The organism is Lachnoclostridium sp. MSJ-17 (assembly GCF_018918205.1).
Classification (GTDB): Bacteria; Bacillota; Clostridia; order Oscillospirales; family Acutalibacteraceae; genus Ruminococcoides.
In genome coordinates this window covers 1-4,806 of the sequence record NZ_JAHLQB010000034.1, presented here as the reverse complement: position 1 = coordinate 4,806, position 4,806 = coordinate 1, and the positions used below count along the sequence as shown (strand labels likewise).

The following is a 4,806-nucleotide window of genomic DNA, read 5'->3' as shown; positions in this document are numbered from 1 at the left end:
AACGATCTGCGGCGAAGCGTCGCGCTTTACGTCGATCTCGATGTGCATACCGATGCGGTCGGAGTGGTCCTCAATATTCGAAATGCCCTCAATGCGCTTGTCCTTGACGAGATTTGCGATGTTCTCGATCAGGCGCGCCTTGTTTACCTTGTAGGGCAGCTCTGTTACGATAATCTTGAATCTGCCGTTCTTCGCCTCAACGATTTCAGTGCGGGCGCGGACGGTGATTTTTCCCTTGCCGGTCGCGTATGCGGCGCGGATACCGCTCCTGCCCATGATGATGCCGCCCGTCGGGAAGTCGGGTCCCGGCAGACATTCCATCAGCTCGGCGAGCTCGATGTCGGGATTTTCTATGTAGGCGCAGGCGGCGTCGATAGTCTCACCGAGGTTGTGCGGCGGAATTTCGGTAGCCATACCTACGGCGATACCGCTCGAGCCATTAACGAGAAGGTTCGGGAAACGGCTGGGCAGCACGACAGGCTCCTTTAGTCGGTCGTCGTAGTTGGGCACGAAGTCGACGGTGTCCTTGTCTATATCGGTGAGCATATCCATCGAGATCTTGCTCATTCGGGCTTCTGTGTAACGGTAAGCAGCAGGCGGGTCGCCGTCCACGGAGCCGAAGTTTCCGTGGCCGTCAACGAGCATGTAGCGCATCGAGAAGTCCTGCGCGAGCCTTACCATAGCGTCGTAAACAGATGCGTCGCCGTGAGGGTGGTACGCACCGAGCACCGAACCGACGGTGTCAGCGCACTTATGGTAGGGCTTTGAGGGGTCGAGACCGCGCTCAAACATGGTGTAAAGAATACGGCGGTGAACCGGCTTGAGACCGTCGCGCACATCGGGAAGCGCGCGCGCGACAATGACGCTCATGGAGTAGTCCAGAAAGCTCTGCCTCATCTCGTTTTGCAGGTCAACGTCTATAATTCTGTTTTCATTCATCTGCTGTTCGTTACTCATGATTTAACCTCAAATCATAAAACCTTGATATTCTGATTCATTTTTTCATACAGCTCGGGCATGCGCTTTTTCGCGTTGCACGGACGGAAGGTTTTCGCGTCCACAAAGCCGTGCTCAGTGCTGCCGTAGGCGAGCTCGGTCTGGGTATCGTCGGCGTTGATCCGCTTGACGGTGTATGAGAACTCGATCCTCGCCGCCGAAAGGTGGGTGCACCAGGTGCGGATAACCAGCCTGTCCTCATACTGCGCCGGCAGAATGTAGTGCGCCGAAAGATTGCACACGGGAGTCATTATGCCCGACTCCTCCATCTCGGTGTAGGTCGTGTCAAAAAGACGTATAAAATCCGTTCTGCCGATCTCAAACCAGATCGGAAAATTCGCGTGGTGCGCGATACCCATTCTGTCCGTCTCGGCGTATCTGACGGTAACATATGTTCTGGAATGCATGGTTTCCCTCCCTGTCTTATATTAAACGTCCAGATTCTGCACGTACTTGGCGTTCTGCTCGATGAACTCGCGGCGCGGCTCAACCTTGTCGCCCATGAGAATGGTGAAGGTTTCGTCGGCAGCCTCGGCGTCCGTCAGCTCGACCCTGAGCATCAGGCGCGAGTCGGGATTCATCGTGGTTTCCCAGAGCTGCTCGCTGTCCATCTCACCGAGACCCTTGTAGCGCTGAATCTCTGTTTTTCCCTCGATAGTCGCGAGGATCTGGTCGCGCTCGAGGTCGGAATATGCGTATTTATGTTCCTTGCCCTTTGTGATCCTGTAGAGCGGCGGCTGCGCGATATAAACGTGACCCGCCTCGATCAGGGGCTTCATATAGCGGAAGAAGAATGTCAGAAGCAGCGTGCGGATATGCGAGCCGTCGACGTCGGCATCTGCCATGATGATTACCTTGTCGTATCTGAGCTTGCTGAGGTCGAATTCGTCGCCGATACCCGTGCCGAGCGCGGTGATTACGGGCATGAGCTTGTCGTTGCCGTAAACCCTGTCGATACGCGCCTTCTCGACGTTGAGCATCTTGCCCCAGAGAGGAAGGATAGCCTGAATTCTTCTGTCGCGGCCGCCCTTTGCGGAGCCGCCCGCGGAGTCACCCTCGACGATGAATATCTCGGTTTCGCTGCTGTCGCGCGACTGGCAGTCTGCGAGCTTGCCGGGAAGCTGTGCGGACTCGAGAGCTGACTTTCTGCGGACGCTCTCTCTCGCCTTTCTCGCCGCCTCACGCGCTCTTGCCGAGGCGAGAGCCTTCTCAAAAATCGCCTTCGAAACGGCGGGATTCTCCTCGAGATAAACCATCAGCTTGTCGCGGACGAGCTTGTCCACCATAGTGCGCACCTCGGTGTTGCCGAGCTTAGCCTTTGTCTGACCCTCAAACTGCGCTTCCTTGAGCTTTACCGAGATGATCGCGGTCAGACCCTCGCGCACGTCCTCGCCGCTGAGGTTCTTGTCGTTATCCTTGAGTTTGCCGAACTTGCGCGCGTAGTCATTCATCACGTAGGTCAGGGCTCTCTTGAAGCCCTCCTCGTGAGTACCGCCGTCGGTGGTGTGAATGTTATTTGCGAAGGTCAGCAGATTCTCGTTGTAGCTTTCGTTGTACTGCATGGCGATCTCGACCGCCACTGTATCCTCCTCGTTCTTTGAGGAGAAATATATTACGTCGGGGTGGATGACCTCGAGCGAACGCTTCTTGTGAATGAAGGTCACAAAACTCTTGATACCGCCCTCATAGACGAAGTTTTTCTTGATGATATTGTCGGCGTCGCGCTCATCTCTGAGCTCGATGTGTACGCCGGCATTGAGGAACGCCTGCTCGCGCAGACGGCGCTCGAGCACCTCGTACTCATAAACCGTTGTTTCCTTGAAGATCTCGGGGTCAGCCTTGAAACGAACCTCTGTACCCTTGATATCGGACTTGCCGATTTTTTCGAGGTCGTTCATGATCTTGCCGCGCTCGTAACGCTGGAAATACACGTCCTCGCCGTCGCAAACCTTGACCTCGAGCCACTCGGAAAGCGCGTTAACAACCGATGCGCCTACGCCGTGCAGACCGCCCGATACCTTGTAACCGCCGCCGCCGAACTTGCCGCCCGCGTGGAGCACGGTGAAAACGACTGTAACGGCAGGCAGACCCGTCTTGCTGTTTACTCCTACGGGGATACCGCGTCCGTTGTCGGTGACGCGGATAATGTCGCCCGGCTCGATAACGACGTCTATCTTTGAGCAGTAGCCCGCCAGAGCCTCGTCGATCGAGTTGTCGACGATCTCGTAAACAAGGTGGTGAAGTCCGCGCGGTCCCGTTGAACCGATGTACATACCGGGGCGTTTTCTGACCGCCTCAAGACCCTCGAGCACCTGTATCTCGTCGGCGCCGTATTCCTGCTCGACCTTTGTTATTTCGATATTTTCTTCGTTTCTTTCGATGTGTTCTGCGTTATCCATAGTTACCTCTTGTTCGTTTTGTTCGTTCTGAATCTGATAAAAAACGGCAGCATAAAAAACGCCGCGACAGCGAATACGCTGTTGATTATATACACCGTTATCACCGTGGTGTGCGGAAATACGTTAAACGCGATTATGTCAGCCGCAGTGCAGACCGCGACGAGTATGAGCAGCAATATCCATACGCCGGCTCTCGATACGGAAAAATTCTTTTTGCAGTGATAGCAGGTCTTTTCCCTCTTGAAAACCGCGCTTCTTACCTCGCCGTAGCCGTATACCGTTTTGCAGTGCGGACAGGTTGGAAGTCTGAACATCATTAAAACCTTCTGTTTGCGGAATACTTGTTGCCGTCGGGCTTGTATTCCTTCACGTCGTCCTCGACCTCCTCGTAAACGGGGATCGGCTGCTCTTCCTGAACCGGAGGACTGATGTAGTGGCGGTTAACGCGGCTGCCCTCGGAATGGAGCTTCTTGAGCGGAGCCTCGTCTACCGAATGCTGCTCGCTTACGTCGTCTATAACATGAACGTAGGAATTATCGATTTCGTTTGAGGTCGATGAGATCTCGTTGTTTTCAGCCTGCTCCTTTGCGGTGGTGCGCTCGGCTTTTATCTGGTTGAAAATGTCGGAGTTGATGCTGAACCTGCTGCCGCTGTCAAGACCGCTGAACTCGTTGTCGATCTCGGAAACGGAGAGGTTGTCGGAGTAGGCTATGCCTGCCTTCTTTGCCTCCATCGTCTTTTTGTATTTTTTGAGCGCCTCAAAGCGGACGAACTTAGGAGAAATGATTGTGAAAATAATAAGCGGAATCGCGATAGCCACAATGCCCAGCGGATTGTAGGTGAGCTTGAGATAGACCCAGAGTACGAAAATCGCGATCGAGATGATGGCACAGATCAAAAACGCAAGAATTACCGAACGTTTTATCACGACGCGGCTCTCTCTGCCGCAGTTTTTGCAGACGTATTCTGCTTTTCTTCTTCTGCTGAAAGCGACGGAATAAGGCACTCTTCTGCCGCAGTATGGACATTTCTTTTTCTTCATATGATTACTCCGTTTTAATGAAATTTCAGCTCTCTCCTGCTCAGGGTCTTTACCGAGAGCTGAGAGATATATACCTTCCTGACGCCGCGCTCAACGCATACCACGAACGACTTTGGCAGCTCGTAGGACACGTTTATTACCTCTCCGCGCTTTTGGGCGAGCGAGAGAAAATCCCTCGTCTTTTTTGAAACCGTGCAGGCGTCGAGGTCGCATACGGCGATTATATTTTCTGTTTTGATTACAACGTCGTTTCCAAGATGTAAGTACATTTTAGTTGGTAGTTGGGTAGTTGGTAGTTGGTAGTTGGGTAGTAGGTAGTTGGGTAGTTGGTAGTAGGTAGTTGGTAGTTGTTGGTCGCTTCACTACGAA

Annotated in this window: 6 protein-coding genes; all 6 read right to left on the bottom strand. The window is 53.5% G+C overall.

Annotation, left to right across the window (positions count from 1 at the left end; all coding sequences use genetic code 11):
- On the bottom strand, nt 1–957 hold a 957-nt coding region (locus KQI64_RS02915; protein WP_301282404.1), incomplete at its 3' end, for a DNA gyrase subunit A.
- Nucleotides 958–971: 14 nt separating this feature from the next.
- The gene (locus KQI64_RS02910; RefSeq protein WP_216523267.1) at nt 972–1,403 is read right to left on the bottom strand and encodes an acyl-CoA thioesterase; all 432 of its coding nucleotides are present in this window, start codon (nt 1,401–1,403) and stop codon (nt 972–974) included.
- Between the two features lie 21 nt (nt 1,404–1,424).
- Nucleotides 1,425–3,395 carry a DNA topoisomerase (ATP-hydrolyzing) subunit B gene (gene gyrB, locus KQI64_RS02905; RefSeq protein ID WP_216523266.1) on the bottom strand — a complete coding sequence of 657 codons (1,971 nt, stop codon included), beginning with the start codon at nt 3,393–3,395 and terminating at the stop codon, nt 1,425–1,427.
- 2 nt (nt 3,396–3,397) lie between these two features.
- Nucleotides 3,398–3,712: a hypothetical protein gene (locus KQI64_RS02900; RefSeq protein ID WP_216523265.1), complete on the bottom strand. Its 315-nt coding sequence runs from the start codon at nt 3,710–3,712 to the stop codon at nt 3,398–3,400.
- Nucleotides 3,712–4,437, bottom strand: a complete 726-nt coding sequence (locus KQI64_RS02895) for a hypothetical protein (RefSeq protein WP_216523264.1) — start codon at nt 4,435–4,437, stop codon at nt 3,712–3,714. The genes KQI64_RS02900 and KQI64_RS02895 overlap by 1 nt, the downstream gene beginning before the upstream one ends.
- Nucleotides 4,438–4,451: 14 nt before the next feature.
- On the bottom strand, nt 4,452–4,706 hold the full coding sequence (remB, locus tag KQI64_RS02890; RefSeq protein ID WP_216523263.1) for an extracellular matrix regulator RemB: 255 nt from the start codon (nt 4,704–4,706) through the stop codon (nt 4,452–4,454).
- Nucleotides 4,707–4,806 lie beyond the last annotated feature (100 nt).

Excerpts from the sequence above, each read along its gene's own strand:
- KQI64_RS02910 (WP_216523267.1), bottom strand. The coding sequence starts at position 1,403 with ATGCATTCCAGAACATATGTTACCGTCAGATACGCCGAGACGGACAGA.
- gyrB (WP_216523266.1), bottom strand. The coding sequence starts at position 3,395 with ATGGATAACGCAGAACACATCGAAAGAAACGAAGAAAATATCGAAATA.
- KQI64_RS02900 (WP_216523265.1), bottom strand. The coding sequence starts at position 3,712 with ATGATGTTCAGACTTCCAACCTGTCCGCACTGCAAAACGGTATACGGC.
- KQI64_RS02895 (WP_216523264.1), bottom strand. The coding sequence starts at position 4,437 with ATGAAGAAAAAGAAATGTCCATACTGCGGCAGAAGAGTGCCTTATTCC.
- remB (WP_216523263.1), bottom strand. The coding sequence starts at position 4,706 with ATGTACTTACATCTTGGAAACGACGTTGTAATCAAAACAGAAAATATA.